18 protein-coding genes are annotated in these 15,938 nt (G+C 64.0%); 9 read left to right on the top strand and 9 right to left on the bottom strand.

All coding sequences use genetic code 11. The annotated features are described in order from the left end of the window. The first annotated feature begins 125 nt into the window (after positions 1–125). Positions 126–1,583: a GntR family transcriptional regulator gene (locus tag ACFQ50_RS19785; protein ID WP_377997335.1), complete on the top strand. Its 1,458-nt coding sequence runs from the start codon at positions 126–128 to the stop codon at positions 1,581–1,583. Between the two features lie 78 nt (positions 1,584–1,661). On the opposite strand, the gene ACFQ50_RS19790 is transcribed toward ACFQ50_RS19785, so the two are convergent. Next, positions 1,662–2,054 (bottom strand): hypothetical protein, encoded by a 393-nt coding sequence (locus tag ACFQ50_RS19790; RefSeq protein WP_377997336.1) that lies wholly within the window; start codon positions 2,052–2,054, stop codon positions 1,662–1,664. A 367-nt stretch (positions 2,055–2,421) separates the two neighbouring features. Beyond that, positions 2,422–2,859, bottom strand: a complete 438-nt coding sequence (locus ACFQ50_RS19795) for a DUF5956 family protein (RefSeq protein WP_377997337.1) — start codon at positions 2,857–2,859, stop codon at positions 2,422–2,424. A 389-nt stretch (positions 2,860–3,248) separates the two neighbouring features. Between ACFQ50_RS19795 and ACFQ50_RS19800 the strand changes: the two genes are divergently transcribed. After that, on the top strand, positions 3,249–4,295 hold the full coding sequence (locus ACFQ50_RS19800) for a serine hydrolase domain-containing protein (RefSeq protein ID WP_377997338.1): 1,047 nt from the start codon (positions 3,249–3,251) through the stop codon (positions 4,293–4,295). A gap of 18 nt (positions 4,296–4,313) precedes the next feature. Here the strand turns inward: ACFQ50_RS19800 and ACFQ50_RS19805 are convergent, their stop codons facing one another. Together ACFQ50_RS19805 and ACFQ50_RS19810 are read right to left on the bottom strand one after the other, a co-directional pair. Continuing rightward, on the bottom strand, positions 4,314–5,132 hold the full coding sequence (locus ACFQ50_RS19805) for an alpha/beta fold hydrolase (RefSeq protein WP_377997339.1): 819 nt from the start codon (positions 5,130–5,132) through the stop codon (positions 4,314–4,316). Between the two features lie 4 nt (positions 5,133–5,136). Then, positions 5,137–5,769, bottom strand: a complete 633-nt coding sequence (locus ACFQ50_RS19810; protein ID WP_377997340.1) for a dihydrofolate reductase family protein — start codon at positions 5,767–5,769, stop codon at positions 5,137–5,139. A gap of 137 nt (positions 5,770–5,906) precedes the next feature. Between ACFQ50_RS19810 and ACFQ50_RS19815 the strand changes: the two genes are divergently transcribed. Beyond that, complete coding sequence (locus ACFQ50_RS19815; protein WP_377997341.1) at positions 5,907–6,671, top strand: MBL fold metallo-hydrolase; 765 nt, start codon at positions 5,907–5,909, stop codon at positions 6,669–6,671. A 41-nt stretch (positions 6,672–6,712) separates the two neighbouring features. On the opposite strand, the gene ACFQ50_RS19820 is transcribed toward ACFQ50_RS19815, so the two are convergent. The 4 genes from ACFQ50_RS19820 to ACFQ50_RS19835 form a co-directional block, all read right to left on the bottom strand. Then, a complete protein-coding gene (locus ACFQ50_RS19820) occupies positions 6,713–7,390 on the bottom strand; it encodes a cyclodeaminase/cyclohydrolase family protein (protein WP_377997342.1) in 678 nt (225 codons plus the stop codon). Between the two features lie 127 nt (positions 7,391–7,517). Then, positions 7,518–8,294, bottom strand: coding sequence for a glycoside hydrolase family 16 protein (locus ACFQ50_RS19825; protein ID WP_377997343.1), 777 nt, complete (start codon positions 8,292–8,294; stop codon positions 7,518–7,520). A 131-nt stretch (positions 8,295–8,425) separates the two neighbouring features. Next, complete coding sequence (locus ACFQ50_RS19830) at positions 8,426–8,899, bottom strand: VOC family protein (protein ID WP_377997344.1); 474 nt, start codon at positions 8,897–8,899, stop codon at positions 8,426–8,428. A gap of 93 nt (positions 8,900–8,992) precedes the next feature. Further along, complete coding sequence (locus ACFQ50_RS19835; protein WP_377997345.1) at positions 8,993–9,376, bottom strand: VOC family protein; 384 nt, start codon at positions 9,374–9,376, stop codon at positions 8,993–8,995. Between the two features lie 97 nt (positions 9,377–9,473). Here ACFQ50_RS19835 and ACFQ50_RS19840 point away from each other — a divergent pair, with 97 nt between their 5' ends. Both ACFQ50_RS19840 and ACFQ50_RS19845 read left to right on the top strand, forming a co-directional pair. Beyond that, complete coding sequence (locus tag ACFQ50_RS19840; protein WP_377997346.1) at positions 9,474–9,884, top strand: DUF3054 domain-containing protein; 411 nt, start codon at positions 9,474–9,476, stop codon at positions 9,882–9,884. Positions 9,885–9,993: 109 nt separating this feature from the next. Then, a complete protein-coding gene (locus ACFQ50_RS19845) occupies positions 9,994–10,275 on the top strand; it encodes an Lrp/AsnC family transcriptional regulator (protein WP_003800871.1) in 282 nt (93 codons plus the stop codon). A 65-nt stretch (positions 10,276–10,340) separates the two neighbouring features. Here ACFQ50_RS19845 and trpD read toward each other — a convergent pair whose 3' ends face one another. Beyond that, a complete protein-coding gene (gene trpD, locus ACFQ50_RS19850; protein WP_377997347.1) occupies positions 10,341–11,411 on the bottom strand; it encodes an anthranilate phosphoribosyltransferase in 1,071 nt (356 codons plus the stop codon). Positions 11,412–11,523: 112 nt separating this feature from the next. Here trpD and ACFQ50_RS19855 point away from each other — a divergent pair, with 112 nt between their 5' ends. The 4 genes from ACFQ50_RS19855 (at position 11,524) to ACFQ50_RS19870 (ending at position 15,893) form a co-directional block, all read left to right on the top strand. Continuing rightward, positions 11,524–12,198: a heme-copper oxidase subunit III gene (locus ACFQ50_RS19855; protein WP_003800868.1), complete on the top strand. Its 675-nt coding sequence runs from the start codon at positions 11,524–11,526 to the stop codon at positions 12,196–12,198. An 88-nt stretch (positions 12,199–12,286) separates the two neighbouring features. Next, complete coding sequence (locus ACFQ50_RS19860) at positions 12,287–13,075, top strand: c-type cytochrome (RefSeq protein WP_377997348.1); 789 nt, start codon at positions 12,287–12,289, stop codon at positions 13,073–13,075. A 99-nt stretch (positions 13,076–13,174) separates the two neighbouring features. Beyond that, on the top strand, positions 13,175–14,245 hold the full coding sequence (locus ACFQ50_RS19865) for a Rieske 2Fe-2S domain-containing protein (RefSeq protein ID WP_377997349.1): 1,071 nt from the start codon (positions 13,175–13,177) through the stop codon (positions 14,243–14,245). After that, positions 14,223–15,893, top strand: a complete 1,671-nt coding sequence (locus ACFQ50_RS19870) for a cytochrome bc complex cytochrome b subunit (RefSeq protein WP_377997350.1) — start codon at positions 14,223–14,225, stop codon at positions 15,891–15,893. The genes ACFQ50_RS19865 and ACFQ50_RS19870 overlap by 23 nt, the downstream gene beginning before the upstream one ends. Positions 15,894–15,938 lie beyond the last annotated feature (45 nt).

Here is a 15,938-nt window from a genome sequence, read left to right on the forward strand (position 1 = left end):
CACCGTCAGAACCCTTCAGCTCAGACATCGTTCCGGCGTCCCCGAGTGATACTCTTAACTGTAGACCTTCATTGATAAAGGTCAATAGACATTCAAGGTTAAATGTCACTTCATCGGGAGCCTCAGTGGTTACTTGGAAAGAGCAACTCGCCTTCGCACCTCTGGAGAATGCCGACCGCGGCGAGGAGGTCGGACGCCGGCTTAGGCACGCCATCGAACTCGGTGTACTCGAAGACGGTTCCCAGCTGCCGAGCGAAAGCTATCTTGCGTCCAGGATGGGCGTTTCCACTTTGACACTGCGGGCCGCACTTGCCGAGTTGCGCGGGCTGGGACTTGTGGAGACCCGACGCGGCAAAGGCGGCGGAAGTTTCGTGAAGGCCAACACCGGGGACATCGCCCGCGTGCAGCGCCAGTCTCTTGCCGCCTATTCCCTGGAAGACCTGCGGGATTTGAGGGAATACCGCGCCTTCTTGGCCGGCAGTGCGGCCGCGGCCGCCGCGACTGCCAACCGGACCCACCGGCTCTCGATGGGACGCCTCGTGCACACATCCGTCGAGATCCGGGACTGCGAGCATCCGGCGGACGCGATCCGGGCGGACAGCAAGTTTCACATCGAGCTCGCGGCCAGCTCCGGGTCTGTGAGACTCACCCGGCAGGAAGTCGCCCTGCAGGCCGAAGTAGGCCCCCTGATCTGGGTAAACCCGGCCGGCCACAAGGACGCGGCCGCAGAAGACCACACTAAAATCGTGGAGGCGATCAGGAACGGCGACGTCGCTGCCGCCCGAGCGCTGGCCGAAGAACACATCAGGCGGGACATGAACCTGGTCATCGACGAGCGAATGGAGATGGAACGAATACCGACCGATGCGCCGCACGGCCCAGCCTCCAGCGACGACTCAGTGGCCGCCATCGAATCACTCGCCGCCATGTTTTCCGGAACGGCCTCCACATCAATGCGCGAGCTCGAGCAAGCGGTGCGTGCGAGCATCGGGTCCGGAGTCAGCAGAGACAGGGCCGACTCGGACATCTATGGTGCGGCCCGCAGAGCGGTGGCCATCGGCGTTCCACTCCTCTACGGGACCGGCTTCATCGCCGAGCAGTCGTATTTCGGCGAGAGCTGGATTGCCTGGTGCTATACGCCAGCGGGTCCGGAGTCGCCACAGCGGCTCTACATCGACATGGACCTCTACGACGTCGTCACAGCGCCGTGGCGCCCCGACGATACCGCTGATGACACCACCATCCACACCAGTCACGCGTACGTCGATGCGAGTGGAACGAACGAGAACATCATCACGTTCAGCAAGCGAGTCACCATCGCTGGAGACTATGTCGGAGCCGTCGCTGCCGACATACGCGTTGGCCAACTCCAGAGCGCGTTCGAGCCCCTCCTCCGGCCGTTGCCGCCGAACACCTGCATCGTGGACCAGCACGGTGCGATCATCGCAACCAACACGGGCCGCTTCGTTGGCGGAACCATCCCCGTAGCCGACCAGGTTGCACGTCGAGCCCTTCCTGGAGTCCCGTGGTGGCTTTGCATGGGACTCGCCGGAGAAGATGCAAGCCCTGTAACGAGCCAATGAGGGGCCTGCGCTGACGCGCCGCGGATCGGGGCTGCCAATTGAAGCTTCGGCCAAGCCTTGCACCCACCGGGTCCCGGGTCAGCGGGTGTGGACCCAGCCGATGCCGCCGCCGAAGCGGATGCTGCAGCCGCATACGGCGCAGGACCATTTGCCCTGAACCCATCGGCGTTCGGTTATCTTGCGGCAGGGGCTGATTTCCGGGCCGTCGGCTTCGGCACTGGCCCGCACCATCGCGGCCAGCATGACCCGGACATCCGTCTCGTAAATATCCATCGCGTGGAAGTCGCGCAGCTCGCAGCCGCCCCCGCGCAGGCACGCCCCATCGTGGAGCCGGCGGGCGATCGAAAGCACCGCCTGGTCGTTGACGGTGACGGTCAGGACTGGGGCGGCGAAGCGTTCCGCGGGGCAGCCCCGGGGCGGCGGATGATCCGCAAACGAATCGTCGATCAGGTCGTTTATTGTGGCGGTCATCGCGTGCTCCTGTGGTTGTTGTTGTCCCCCTCGCCTGCGGCATCCTGTGATGCCAGTCACGTTCCTCGTTTGAAGCAAAAGTACGCCACTTTAAACATCTAGTCCAGCCTTTTTTAGCAATCAAAATTTCTAGGTTGATGGCGCGGGCATGGCTTTGGGCACAGAGCCGAGGCCCGTAGTCGGGAAAGTTGCAGCCAAAGCCGGTTAGGCTCGCCGAAATCTCGAATGAAAAGAGTCGCAACTGAGGTTTTATAGATGACACTCCCCCGCCAGTGCGTCTGGGGACGAGCAGGGAATCCCCCATCCAATGGAATGCACTGGCACCCCGGGGAGAGCGGGCGGACCCATTCATTACCGGTGGATACGATCAGCCACCTCCGGCGTAGAAGTCGCTGAGTACTCCAGCAAAAATGGGACGCAGCTGGTTTGGGTCGACGATGCCGTCAGCAGCCCGGAGAATGGCGGCGTCGACGTCTGCCAGGAAAGCCTCGGGTGTTGCATGGCTGTCCGGAACACGAATCATCCAGACGTATCCTCTGGGACGCGGCGGCAGGCCGGCGTCTCGGAGAAAGGTGTCGATGTCGTCATCGACTGCTTGCCGGTCAGCGGCCGTGAACGGTTCGTCGAAAGGCTTCCGCCAATCTGCGCTCCCGGTGTGGCCGGACACCGTCCTGCCCGCGTCAGAAGAGCGGCGGCGTCGCAGGTTCCCGTCGCCGGCCGCCCATCCCATCAGGGCTCCCCAGCCGTTCTCAGACAGCTCAGCCCATCGTGCTGACGGCTCGGACTCCTGTACGTCATTCCACATGGTTACTCCCTGCCGGCGGTGAGGCGCGTGACGCTGACTCCACAATGACGGGCCGCACCAGATCGCGCCAGGGAAAAGTTTCTGCCGCAGAGCCCGCAGGGTCTCCCGGCGGCGGGTTCCCTAACGCGGGGGCGGAACATAATATTGATGTGCTGGAACGACGGCCCCTCACCAAGTCTGGCCGGGCGTGGTGCCGCACACGGCCAGGCGCCTGCCACTTCTTCCTTAGTCGGAGGGCTCGGATGGGCTCAAAGAATCGCACCTGGAGGCGAGCCGCCTTCGCTATCGTCCTCGCGGCCTCTGGCTGCACCTACACCACGGACGACCCCCAACCGTCGCCGACATCATCGGATGCGTTCGCGTCATTGGAGCGACAGGTCCAGTTGTTCATGTATCAAGGGGCGGTGGCCGCCGTCGTCCAAGTGCGCTGGCCGGAGGGCGAGTGGTCCAGGGCATACGGCGTGCGCGACCTCGAGTCCGTGACCCCGGCGCAGACGACCGACCGAGTAGAGGTTGCAAGTGTCACCAAAACCATGACAGCCGTGGCCGTGCTCAGGCTCGTGGACGACGGCCTCATCGGCCTCGACGACCCTGTCAATGACGTTATTCCCGGGTTCACGGCCGCGCTCAAGCCTCCGGGTCCGATCACCGTGAGGCAGCTGCTTAGCCACACATCCGGTATGCCGGAGGTAAACGATGCACTGCCGCACGACGTTGACTTCCGCCCTGTCCTCGCCCGGACACTGACCATGGAGCGGGCTCTCAGGCTAGCCGGGACCCTCCCCTGGACCGCGGCCAGCGTCGGGTCCTTCATGTACTCAAACACGAACTATATCGCTCTCGGGCTCCTGATCCAGACACTGAGGCACAAGCCGTTCGTCCAAGTCATGCGTGAAGAGGTCTTTGACCCGCTCGGCCTGAAGAACACCAGCCTGGACCGAATTGACCTGCACGAGACCGGACTCTTGCACGGCTACGTTACCCTCCGCGGTGAGCGGATCGACACCACAGACAACACCTTCGCTAGCGGTTCTCCGGCGGCGGGGGCGGTGTCGACAGTGGCGGACTTGAACCTCTTCATGGCCGCCCTCTTCCAGGGACGGGCCGTCTCGGCGGCGTCCTTGCGGGAGATGAAGACAAGTCCCGGCTTCCTTGGGTATGGGTTGGGGCTGTGGCAGCACGGGGACGGTTGCTCGCCCGCGAAGCGGCAAGAGGGCCGTGGCAACTTCTGGGACTACCAAACGGTCGCAGTCAGCAGCGACGACGGGCGGTACCAGGCCGCCATGACCGTCACCGTGCCGCCGATGCCCACCGAGTTCGAGGACCCGTCCAGCGCGAACAGGCGTGACCTCCTGAATGGCCAGATCGAGTCCACCCTCAACGAAACCCTGGACAGGCTCTGCCAGCCGGCCACCAATGGCGCACGGCAGTCATAGGTCAACCGCTTCGAAAACTCACGGGTCAGTGTCAAGGCCATGTTCACGCACACGGTCGAGCCACTCTGTGACCAGGGCCCTGATGAGGCCGGGCTGCTCGTGCGGCAGCGCATGACCGGCGCGGTCGAGCACTGCGAATGTAGCCCGCGGATAGTGCTCCAGCAGATCCCATTGACCGGCGTACCCAACCATGGAGTCCTGGCGTCCGGTGACGATAAGGACGGGGCCGAAGTATGGTGGACCCCCTTCGGGACTGCTGCTGAACCGCCAGTGTTGGCCGACGCGCTCAAGCCCGGCTTCGTCGACCAGACCAAGAGCGGGGACGACGTACTCCTTGTACCGCTCCAGCATGGCCTGCGTCTGCACGACGAAGTAGTCGCGGAAGACGGTCTCTTCGGCCGGATCAAGCGTCCCGGGCGGATCGGCTGAGGTCCGGAAGACCCGGTGCGCAGGAAGATCCCGGACGTTCTCACCCAACGGACAGATCAACGCGAGCCCTGTCACCTGCTCCCGGCACCTGCCGGCGATGGCGCGGGCATAGTAGGCTCCGGCGGAATGGCCTATGAGCCGGAACTCCCCCTCACCGATCACACCATCGATAAACTCGAGCAGGAGGTCAAGAACGTCGTCGGCACTCTCCAGCGCGCCAGACGGTGTGTGCCCCATGCCCGGCAGATCCGGGTAAAGTCGCCGACAATCCGGTAGCTCGCTAAGTATTGGCTCCATGGCACCGACCATCTCCCGGTGATCCACGCCGGCACCGTGTAATACCAGGATCGGAGCACCGTCGCCGTACTCGACATAATGCACTGGTATTCCGCGCGCTTTGTACTCCACGGCGTCAGCCTAATTTTCGGGGGCCGACGGTGGAGGTCGCATACTCCGGCCGCCCGCGGGGCCGGTACGTCTGAATGGTGATGCCCCGGGACGTGATCCGCGAGCTGACCAGCTCGAGCGCCATATCTGGACCCGAATCGGGGAAGAGCCGCGTGCCCTGGCCGACAACGACGGGATAGGTAACCAGGTCGAGCTGGTCAACCAGGTCGTTCGCCAGCAGCCATCGAACGAGGGCGCCGCTGCCCGGGACCAGCAACTCGCCGTCGTGCTTCGCCTTCAGTTCAGCCATGGCAGTGGCAAGGTCGCCGCTCACGACAGTCGTGCCCGCCCACTGCGGATCGACGAGGCTGGTGGACACCACGTATTTGGGCCGGCTGTTCAGCGCGGCGGCAATCGGGTTCGTTTCAGGATTGGGCATCGCTCCCCAGTAGCCCGCGAAGATTTCGTACGTCCGGCGGCCAAAAAGGAACGCGTCCGCGCCGCCGTACACCTGGTTGAGATAGTCCCCTGCTTCCTCGTCGAGAAGCGGGATGGCCCATCCGCCGCGGTCGAAGCCGCCGCTGCGGTCCTCGTCCGGTCCGCCCAACCCCTGCATCACGCCGTCAACCGAGATGTTGGTCGTGGTGGTCAACCTCATGTCGTGTCACCTTGTCGAACAGCGGCCGCGGACCCCTGCCGGATCTGCGCTACCGGCTACAGACAAGCACACTTGCGGTAGCCACGCGAGGGCAAAATGGGGACGGGCGCCCGCCGCCCGGTGGCTAGGATGTGCATGTGAAGCAGCAAACCCATCAGTGGCAGGCCTCCGCCGGCACGTCCGAGGTGTCCCCCGGTGTCTTTTTCGTCGAGGGCCCGGCGTCAAACTGGATCGTGGTCCGCGACGAAACCGGATTCATGATCATCGACAGCGGGTACCCGTCCGACCGTCCCCTGGTCCTTGATTCCATTCGGCAGCTGGGCCTGCGTCCGTCTGACGCCCGGGCCATGCTCATCACGCACGGCCATGTCGACCACACCGGGGCAGCGGCCTATTTCTCCGAAACATATGGGACACCCATCCTGTGCGCGCCGGAAGAGCTGGCCCACGTCCAAGGCAGGGAAAAGCACCAGGTCACGTTCGGCCAGGTCATCGTCCGCGCCTGGCGGCCCCGCGTGTTCCGTTGGATGGTCCATGTCATCAAGGCGGGAGCCCTCAAGGCGACGCCGGCAACGGATGCCCGGGCCTGGAGCGCAGCCACGCTGAGGAAGCTTCCCGGAAAGCCGGAAGCCGTTCTGCTGCCGGGGCACACCCCGGGCAATGTCGTGATCCAGCTTCCTGAAGCCGGTGCCGCCGTGGTCGGTGATTCGTTCGTCAGCGGCCATCCGATCAGCCGGAGTCACGGACCCCAGATGCTGCACCCGATGTTCCACACCGACCCCGCACAGGCGCTCGCGGCCACCCACAGGCTGGACGAGATCGACGCCTCGGTAGTGCTGCCGGGCCATGGCGCCGCCCTCCGCATGCCGCTGGCCGACGCGCTGGCAGCCCTGCGCGGCTAGCCCGGCCCGGTGGCGTTCCGCCCGCCCCAAGAACGACGTTGCTAAGCAGTCTCCTGGGAACCGGGGCCGGCAGGAGCGGAACGGTGATTCACCTCGGCAGTCAGCCTGTCGATCCGGTCGACGGCGGCGTCAAGGTTTTCGATTGTCGACCACAGGGCAGGCTGCTCTTCCCGGATCTGTTCAGGCGTGCGGCCGGCGGAGGTGAGCGCAGCGAGGTCGAACCTCACGTTGGTCCGCGCTCCGGTCACCGCTGCCCTGAGGGCCCCGAATGCAACGACGACATCGGCAACAAGTGCTGCATTTCCGTTGGAAGACAGCCATTCCAGGTCCGCAATGGCGTCGATTGCGCGCTCGCCGAGCACGGCAGAGGCCTTGGCCGCAGCTACGGATGCCCGGTGTATTGCGTCCTCCCGTTCCGGGCCCGGATCCAGCCGGAAGGCGGCGCCGAAAGCCCGGGACGCTGAAGCATCCTCATCGGCCAGCCGAAGGGCAGCCTCCCGCAGCGAACGCACCCGCGCGTGAACGTCGGCCAACTCCTGACGCCGGCGCCCGTCAGGTTCCGTATATCCGGCGACCATCGATGCCAGGGACGCAGCGATGGCAAGCATGACGCCCGCCCCGGCGCCACCGCCAGGCGAACCGACGGACTCCGCCAACGCCTGCGTCCACTCCTCAACTGTCGAACGCTGGGTCGTTACCGGCGTCGAATCATCACTCATGGCACCAGTCTGCCCCAGGACGCTCTTTCTGCTCAGCCGAAAACAATTGGGAACGGACGCTGACAGAAAAACGGACGACGGCGGGACCTCCCGCCGTCGTCCCCCGGAGACTTTTCCAGATCCGGTGCTACCGGTAGACACGCACCCAATCGACGATCATCTGGGTTTGGTTGGTGATGGTTCCGTCCGGGAACCAGTCGAGCTGAAGGGTCTGGTGCATTCCCACAGGCGGCAGATGGGCCGGATTGGTGTCGATGTACCACGGGACACCGTCGATATAACCGGTGATTCCGGTCCGGGTCCATTCAACGGCGTAGTTGTGCCACTGGGTAAGGTCGAGTGCCTTGGCCGCCCGGGTCTGATAGTTGGACCGCGTGCAGGCGTAATGCAGGCTGAACTTGATCACGTTGACATTGCCGAGCGCCTCCGCGTAGTCAACCTCGGCGCAGTTCGGCGACTTGTTGTCGTTGGGCCACAGCAGCACCACGGGGTGATATTCCACGTCCCGGACAGTGGTCCTCATCCGCGTTTCCCAGCGGCCGTACTTCTGCTGGGCGAACGTGGCCGATACCCCGCCCGTGGTGCCATGGGAGTCACCTGTGATGAAGAGCGCCCCGCTGGCAACTTTCACTGCCTTCGGGCTGCGGATCCCGTTGCCAGCGTGGCCCAGGCTGTCGTACACCTTCCACTTCAGCGGGTTGGGCGGTCCCAAATAGTTGAACTCATCACCGGCCACCACCGGACCCCAGTTTCGCAGGACGGCGGTCTGCACGTTCGGCACGACAGTCGCAGCGAACGCCCCGTCCCCCTGCCCCACGGAGAAGTCCTCGTTCAGATTAATGGCCACCACATTCAACACAACGGCAGCGATGATTGCCGTTGCCAGCTTTCGCCTCCACAGCATGACTTCACCTCGGTTTGCAGCCTTCGCAGCGCCCCGCCCAACGCAACCTGTTCAGTACCTTGGGCACAGGGTACTGAGCCCTTCTTGGGAAAACCTTGAGGTTTTTGGGTCTGGGCCGGCTGGCCGGGGAACTACCCGCCGTTGTAAGCCCGCTGGAGTTCGGCGATATCCAGCTTCTGCATGCCCAGCATGGCCTGGACCACGCGCTGGGCCCCGGCCGGGTCCGGCCCGTTAATGAGCTGGCTGAGAACTTGCGGCACTATCTGCCACGAAACGCCGTACCTGTCCTTGAGCCACCCGCACTGGCTCTCACTCCCGCCGTCCGTAAGGGAGTTCCAGTAGCGGTCAACCTCTTGCTGCGAGGCGCAGTCCACCACGAAGGACACTGCCTCGCTGAAGGAGAACGCCGGTCCACCGTTCAGTGCCTGGAATACCTGGCCCTCGATTTCAAATTCCACGACGACCGCCTGGCCTGCCTGCCCAGAACCGCCCTCGCCAAAGCGCGAGACGCTGGTGACCGAGGCATTGTCGAAGACGGACACGTAGTATTCGGCCGCTTCCTCCGCCTGGTTATCGAACCACAGGCAAGGTGTGATTTTCTGCACGCTTTCCTCCTCCGTGAGGCCGAAGCACGGTCCGCCCTGAGACTAGTCCCGCCCAGCGCCGGGAACAACGGGCGCCGGCGGCCTGACGCTGGCTCAGGCGGGTGTCCCGGCGTCGGACGAGTGGCTCACCAGCCCTACGGTGTTTCCTTCGCTGTCCCGGATGAACGCCATCCATTCATCCGTGCCCGCGGGGCCGAGCCGTGCATCATCGTGATGGAAGATCACGTGCGGGGCACCAGTCACCTCCACTCCCCTTGCCTCCAGCTCCGCCACGTGTGACCGCACATCCGCCACGTTGAGGTAGATCAGCGACGACGGCGCTCCCCGCTCCAGCAGCAGCCGGACGCCGTCGAGATCAAAGAACAGCAGACCCGGCGGGTCAAAGACCGCCGCCGGCGCAGTGCCCAGCAGGGCGGAATAGAACTCCGCCGCCCGGTCAAGGTCCTCGGCATGCTGCGCGATCTGGGTGAGCTTCACCAGGCCTCCTTCAGGGTGCACATGGGTTCCTGCCTGACATCGTCACTGGATCTTCCGGTCAGGGCAAGACCCGGCAAAAACGGATAGGCTCGGAAGCATGCCTTCCACAACAGACCGTTCCGGAACACGGGCGGTTCCGGCGCCGACGGCCGCCGCAGCCGCGGCGGATTTCATTCTCATCCTGACCTTCGCCGCGATCGGCCGCGACGCCCATGCGCGCGGTGAATCACTGACCGGCATCCTGTCAACTGCCTGGCCTTTCCTTGCCGGCGCAGCCGTCGCCTGGCTGCTGCTGCGCGTCTGGCGGCGGCCATTGGCGCTATGGCCCGCCGGGGTGGCCGTCTGGCTGGGCACCGTGGCCATCGGAATGGCGCTGCGGGCGATCACAGGACAGACAGTGGTCCTCCCGTTTGTGATTGTGGCCCTGCTGAGCCTGGCCGTGTTCCTCCTCGGCTACCGCCTCGTCGTCGCAATCGTTCTCCGCCTGCGCGCACGCGGCCGCGCCTGACTCCTCGGGGCCGGGACACCCGGCTGCGGCCCTGCGGGCTGCCACCCATGTACCAGCGAACTCATGTATTAGGCTGGCAGCACAGCCAACAGATCCGGAAGGGTTCATAGTGATCACCGCATTCGTCCTGATCAAGACAGACGCCTCGCGCATCCCCGAAACGGCCGAGGAAATATCCGCCATTGAGGGCATCAGCGAGGTTTACTCCGTGACCGGCGAATGGGACCTGATCGCAGTTGCACGCGTGGCCCAGCACGAAGACCTCGCGGACGTCATCGCCGACAAGCTGTCAAAAGTGCCCGCCGTCGTACACACCACCACCCATATCGCCTTCCGTGCATACTCACAGCACGACCTCGATGCCGCATTCGCGCTGGGGTTCGAGGAGTAGTCACCGTCTGATACAAGAACGGAGGGCCATGCACCTGCATGGCCCTCCGTTCTTGTCTGAGGCCGCTATTTTGCGTTTTCGGCCTGCGAGAGGCTGACCCACTTGTCGAGGACGGCAGCGGCTGCGCCTGAACCAATGGATTCCGCAGCCCGGTCCAGCGCAAGCCTCATGCGCTCAGTGAGCGGGCCGTCGGCCTGAAGGTCGTAGGCCACGAGTCCCGCCGCCGCGTTCAGCAGGACGGCGTCCCTGACCGGACCGGATTCCCCGGCGAGGACGTTGCGCACGACGGCGGCATTCGCCTGGGCGTCCCCGCCGCGAAGCTGCTCCACCGTCGCCTGACGGATCCCCAGGTCCTGGGGAGAGAATGTCTGTTCGGTCACCTCGCCGCCGCGGATCTCCCACACAGTGGACGGTCCGGTGGTGGTCAGTTCATCCAGGCCGTCGCTTCCGCGGAACACCAGGCCCCGGCTTCCGCGCCGCGCCAGAACGCCTGCCACCAGCGGCGCCATGCGGGCGTTCGCTACCCCCACTGCCGAGGCCTGCACCCGGGCAGGGTTGGTGAGGGGTCCCAGGAAGTTGAAGGCTGTGGGGATCGCGAGCTCACGCCTGGGCACCGCCGTGTGGCGGAAGGACGGGTGGAAGACCTGGGCGAAGCAAAAGGTGATGCCCGCTTCCTCGGCGTTCCGCGCAACGTCAGCGATGGGGAGGTCGAGCCGCACCCCCAGCGCTTCCAGGACGTCCGCGGATCCCGACGACGACGACGCCGCCCGGTTGCCGTGCTTAACCACCTTTGCGCCCGCCCCGGCGCAGACCAGTGCGGCCATGGTGGAGATGTTTACGGTGTTAAGTTGGTCACCGCCGGTGCCCACGATGTCCAGTTTTTCGCCGGTGATGGAAATCGGATTGGCATGGGACACCATGGCGTCAACGAGGCCGGCAATCTCCTCCACAGTCTCACCCTTGGCGCGCAAAGCCACCAGGAAACCGGCGATCTGGACGGGCGTGGCGGCCCCCGACATGATGGTGTCCATGGCCCATGCCGTACTGTCCGCGCTCAGGTGTTCGCCGTTCAACAGTGCCGAGATGAGGCGCGGCCAAGTGTTGCCTGCCGCCGGTGCCGATACCTGAGAAGTCACCTCCTGATGCTATCGAGGTGCCCCTCGCAAAGACCAATGTGAACGCCGCCGGGAACTTTTCAGCGCGATTTCGCGTCTTTGTAGAAAAAGTCTCCGCAAAAGGCGGTTTGCGTTGGGCAAGCCGAAGTTTTACAGACATAATGTCTATGTGACATCTGCGACCCATGCCCCCAGTACCCCTGCGCACCCCACGCTGAACCGCCCAAATATGGTCTCCGTAGGGACCGTTGTCTGGCTCTCCAGCGAGTTGATGTTCTTCGCCGGCCTCTTCGCCATGTACTTCACACTCCGGTCCACTTCCGGCCAGATGTGGGCGGAAGAGACGGCCAAGCTCAACTTCCCCTTTGCGCTCGTTAACACCATCGTCCTCGTGGCAAGTTCCTTCACTTGCCAGATGGGCGTATTCGCCGCCGAAAGGCTCCAGCCGCGACGCAGCGGCGGGCCGCTCCAGTTCACCCGCTGGGGCATGAACGAATGGTTCACCCTGACCTTTCTCATGGGCGCATTCTTCGTTGCCGGCCAGACCACGGAATACGCCATGCTGGTCTCCGAGCACGTGTCGCTGTCCTCGAACGCCTACGGCTCCGCCTTCTACATGACCACCGGCTTCCACGGCCTGCACGTCATCGGTGGCCTCGTCGCCTTCCTGCTCATCATGGGCCGCTCCTTCGCCGCTAAGAAGTTCGGCCACTTCGAGGCGACCTCGGCAATTGTCACCTCTTACTACTGGCACTTCGTGGACGTCGTGTGGATTGGCCTCTTCCTGGTCATCTACGTCCTCAAGTAAGCCAGGCTTTTCTCCCTCTTCTCCAAGAGAACGAATTTCAAGAAGCGGCTCACGGAGCCGACGCACGATCGAATAAAGGAACCACCACGTGAAGGCACTCTCGCAGAAGCGACGTCACCCACTGGCAGCAATAGCCCTGCTGCTGATGGGCCTCCTCCTCACTGGTGGGCTGTACGCCGTTGCCACCACCGTCAACGAGGCCAAAGCCAGCACTGCAGAGTTCACCGCCAGCGATACGCAGGAAGGCCAGAAGCTCTTCGAAGCCAACTGCGCCACCTGCCATGGCATGGGTGCCAGCGGAACGCAGGCCGGTCCCTCACTGGTCGGCGTCGGCGCCGCCTCTGTTGACTTCCAGGTCGGCACCGGCCGCATGCCCATGCAGATGAACGGCCCCCAGGCCTACAAGAAGCCGGCCCAGTTCAACGACACCCAGACCCACCAGCTGGCCGCGTACGTTGCTTCGCTGGGTGCAGGTCCGGCCATCCCGGCCGACGAATACCTCGACGAAAAGGGCGATGCAGCCAAGGGTGGCGAGCTGTTCCGCACCAACTGCGCCATGTGCCACAACGCTGCGGCTGCGGGCGGTGCACTGACGCGCGGCAAGTTCGCCCCGGCGCTGGCCGATGTCACCGGCAAGCACATCTACGAAGCCATGGCCACCGGACCGCAGAACATGCCGGTGTTCAGCGACTCGAACATCACCCCTGAGGGCAAGCGCGACATCATCACCTTCCTGAAGCAGATCGAAGCCAACGGCTCCCCGGGCGGCGCAGACCTGGGTGCCCTTGGCCCCGTTTCAGAAGGCCTGTTCGTGTGGATCGCCGGCCTGGGCGTCATCATCGCCTTCACGATCTGGCTGACGTCCCGCGCGTCCTAGCCAATCCGGCACAAAAGAATGTCCTGCTGATCACTCAGCAGGTTTGGAACTGAACATTAACTCGGCAAAGGCCGAGACGAGAGAAGGATGAGGCGAATCATGGGCAACCATAGTGACGGCAGTCCGAACCACTCGGGCACCGTAGCTACGGCTGGTCAGCATGAGGTGGAGAAATTCCAGGATCCTGGAATTCCCCCGCACCGCTTGCGCCTGGCTGACACGGACCCGAAGGCCGCCAAGCGGGCAGAACGGCAGGTTGCTGCACTGTTCGCAATCTCAGTCGTTGGCACCATCATCTTCCTGGTGGCGTACTTCGCCATAGATTTGGGAGATGACTCCAGTGTTGCGACGATCCGGCTGCAGAATGCACTGCTCGGCATCGGAACGGCGTTTGCCATGCTCGGCATCGGCACCGGCATCGTGCACTGGGCCAAGGCCCTCATGCCGGACCACGAAGTTTCCGAGGAACGCCACGCGATCCGCACGGAGGACGACCGCCAGGCTGCGGTCCGCATCGTCGACGACATCGTGGAGGAAACGGGCATCAAGCGCCGTCCCCTCATCCGGAACACCCTGCTTGGCGCCGTGGCACTGGCACCCCTGCCGGCCCTCGCCATCTTCGGTGACCTCGGACCGCGCCCGGACGACAAGCTGGCGCACACCATGTGGGCCCCGCTGGACGGCAAGCTCAAGCGCCTTACCCGCGACCCCGATGGAACCCCCATCAAGGCCTCGGACGTCACCATCGGTTCAGCCTTCCACGTCATCCCTGAGGGCCTCAACGAACTGCACGAAGGCAAGCTCAACGAGAAGGCCAAGGCCGTCGTTCTGCTGATGCGCCTCAACCCGCAGGACCTCCACATCTCTGCAGGCCGCGAGAACTGGAGCTACAACGGCATCGTTGCCTACTCCAAGATCTGCACCCACGTCGGTTGCCCTGTTGCCCTCTACGAGCAGCAGACGCACCACCTGCTGTGCCCGTGCCACCAGTCAACCTTCGACCTGACCCAGGAATGCAAGGTTATCTTCGGCCCGGCCAGCCGCCCGCTCCCCCAGCTGCCCATCGCAGTTGATGATGAGGGCTACCTGGTCGCCACCAGCGACTTCAAAGAACCTGTAGGACCAAGTTACTGGGAGCGTGATGAGCATGAGCGCAGCACCAACAGCTGAAGCCCCCGCCTACGTAGCCAACACCAAAGTCGGACGCTTTACTGACTTCGTCGACGAGCGCGTCGGCGGTTCGGGAATCCTCCGCGAATTCGGCCGCAAGGTATTCCCGGACCACTGGTCCTTCATGTTTGGCGAGGTGGCGCTGTACTCCTTCGTCATCCTGCTCATGTCGGGAACGTTCCTGACGTTCTTCTTCGATCCGTCCATGGCGGAGACGCACTACGCCGGCTCTTACACGCCGCTGAAGAACGTCGAAATGTCCGTGGCCTACAGCTCTTCGCTGGACATCTCCTTCGACGTCCGCGGCGGCCTGTTCATGCGCCAGGTCCACCACTGGGCAGCACTGCTGTTCGTGGCCTCCGTGGCAGTGCACATGCTCCGCGTGTTCTTCACCGGCGCATTCCGCAAGCCCCGTGAAATGAACTGGGTTGTGGGCGGCGTCCTGCTGATCCTGGCCATGGCTGCCGGCTTCACCGGCTACTCCCTCCCCGACGACCTGCTGTCCGGTAACGGCCTGCGCATCATCGACGGCGTGATCAAGTCGATCCCGGTGATCGGCACCTACATCTCGTTCTTCCTCTTCGGTGGAGAGTTCCCCGGCACGGTCATCATCAGCCGCCTCTACACGCTGCACATCCTGCTCGTGCCGGCACTGATCCTGCTCATGATCGTCATCCACCTCTTCATGGTGGTTGTCCACAAGCACACGCAGTACCCCGGCCCGGGCCGGAACGACCGCAACGTCGTCGGCTACCCGCTGGGCCCGGTCTACGCTGCGAAGGCAGGCGGCTTCTTCTTCATCGTGTTCGGTGTCATCGCACTCATGGCTGCGTTCTTCACCATCAACCCGATCTGGAACTACGGCCCGTACGACCCCTCCCCCGTGTCCGCAGGCACCCAGCCTGACTGGTACATCGGTTGGGTTGACGGCGCCCTGCGCCTGATGCCCGGTGTGGTCAGCGGCTTCCACTTCGAATACATCATCTTCGGCCACGTCCTGACGCTGAACGTCCTGCTCCCGGCACTCGTTCCGGCAGGCGCAGTGTTCACCGTGCTGTTCACCTACCCGTGGATCGAACGCTGGATCACGAAGGACAACCGCGAGCACCACGTCCTGGACCGTCCCCGCAACGCCCCCACGCGTACGGCAATCGGCATGGCGGGCTTCACGTTCTACTGCGTCATGTGGGCCGCGGCAAGCTCCGACCTCATTGCAACGCACTTCCACGTGGCACTGAACGACGTCACGTACTGGCTGCGCGCACTGTTCTTCCTCGGACCGATCATCGCGTTCGTCGTCACCAAGCGCGTCGCCCTGGCCCTGCAGCGCAAGGACCGCGAAATCGCCCTCCACGGCCGCGAGACCGGACGCATCGTCCGCCTCCCGCACGGTGAGTTCATCGAGGTGCACGCCCCGCTGGACGAGTACAAGCGCTACAAGCTGGTTGGCTTTGAATCACTTGCACCGCTGCCCGCACAGCCGAACGAGCACGGTGTGGTGACCCGCAACGAAAACCGCCGCGCCAAGCTGTCCCGCTGGTTCTTCGAGGACAGGGTTGCTCCGGCAACGCCTGCCGAGCTGGAAGCCGGCCACGGCCACCACGAAGCTGTTGAAGCCGGCGAGGGACAGAAAACCCTCAGCCACTAGGCAGCGCCCCAAGCAGTACACAGAGAAGGCCCGGTCCACCAGGAC

The sequence above is a fragment of the Arthrobacter sp. NPDC056493 genome, assembly GCF_042795115.1.
In the GTDB taxonomy this organism is placed as follows: Bacteria; Actinomycetota; Actinomycetes; order Actinomycetales; family Micrococcaceae; genus Arthrobacter.